At 29.1% G+C, this 1,402-nt stretch carries 1 pseudogene; it reads right to left on the bottom strand.

The annotated features are described in order from the left end of the window. Positions 1–155, bottom strand: a pseudogene (locus tag ACFIK3_RS09485) (lytic transglycosylase); the annotation flags it as partial. Between the last annotated feature and the right edge of the window lie 1,247 nt (positions 156–1,402).

Below are 1,402 nucleotides of genomic sequence, written 5' to 3'. Positions count from 1 at the left end.
TACATCTGTAATACACGGTTGACAAAATCACTTGCACGCATAGCATTGTTTCCACCATTCAAGCCAACCGCATTGCTGCCAACAATTTGCGCCGCATTGGCATGGGGATTTTGCAAAAGACGCGCGGCTCCTCCTGCACCTTGTTGATGCTCTATATCATATCAAAAAACACAATAAAGTCAATAGTTTGTTTGTAATTATTTTATATGAATCCACTTAAGAATCCACACTTTTATGCATGATTCATTTGATCATTTTTTATATAAGATTGGCATGCATGAATAGACCATAAAAAGCAAATCATGATGTAAATATTATAACGCATGTAAACGTTCAAATGAAATGAAAAGCAGCTATCATTCATAACAGTTCATAAATTTTATGATACGTTTTTATCACAGCACAAATCACATTGTTTAAAATTTAGTTGTTTGAAATAATCGATAACATATGTTTAAAGATTACATCTTGTTTTAAAGATTGGTTTGTTTAATCGTATAAAGAACAAAATTATTGGTTCCCAAAATTGGGAAGCATAAAATCTATATTTATTATAGCAATATCTTATCACCTATTAGAGGATAATCGTTTGAAACTGTCATAAGCTTATAGGTTTAATTTATAAAGATTGCATAAAAGGATTTAAAGACAAATCGCTTTTAAACGCTTTCTAAAAGTTTAGAAAATGATAAGTAATCAGCATAAATATAATATCATGACATATAGAATGAAAATCACAATGTTATGTCTTATGAAAGAAAAAGCTTTTTAATGATATAACGCAAGCAAGAAAACTTCAAAACCATTGTAATCTCACATGGATTTTTACTTAATTTTGAGTCAAAAGCTGTAATGTTTAAAGAATGCTTTATTCTAAGATAATGTCTCCAAAAATGGACCGGCTAATATTTAAAGAAATTAGGTTTTATGAAAAGTACAAATACGCTTATGAAAACCTCTTTAAATGCACGTTTAAACGTTTGAAACATAAAATGAGATCTTCATAAGAAACGTTAAAACTTTTTTATTACAGTTATAACTTAGTTATCATTTGCTCTTAAGAACGTTTCATTTATGAAAAACGAAGATCTAGATTTCACAGCAGAGCAAAATCTTAAAAACCTTACACTTTATAAAAGCGTTTGTTTATTTATCTTATGAAAAGCTGCTTTGTAAAAACCAATGCTCGTAAATGTAAAAAACGTTTTGTTATAAGATATTCACTTAATATGCATGTTCTTTTGATTGGATTGTTAAAGCTACCGAGCGTTTATAGGCTCTCTTATTCAAATGAGTGATTAAAGATCATACGCACATTTACGTTTCTTTTGATAAGTTTTCATATCTCTCATAGAGCGCTTGCAATATGATACGTTTTGTATATATGCATTCATTACTCCAT

The sequence above is a fragment of the Bartonella sp. CB10SXKL genome (assembly GCF_042195515.1).
GTDB lineage: Bacteria > Pseudomonadota > Alphaproteobacteria > Rhizobiales > Rhizobiaceae > Bartonella.
The sequence above is the reverse complement of the archived record's forward strand: the minus strand, read 5'-3'. Positions and strand labels throughout refer to the sequence as shown.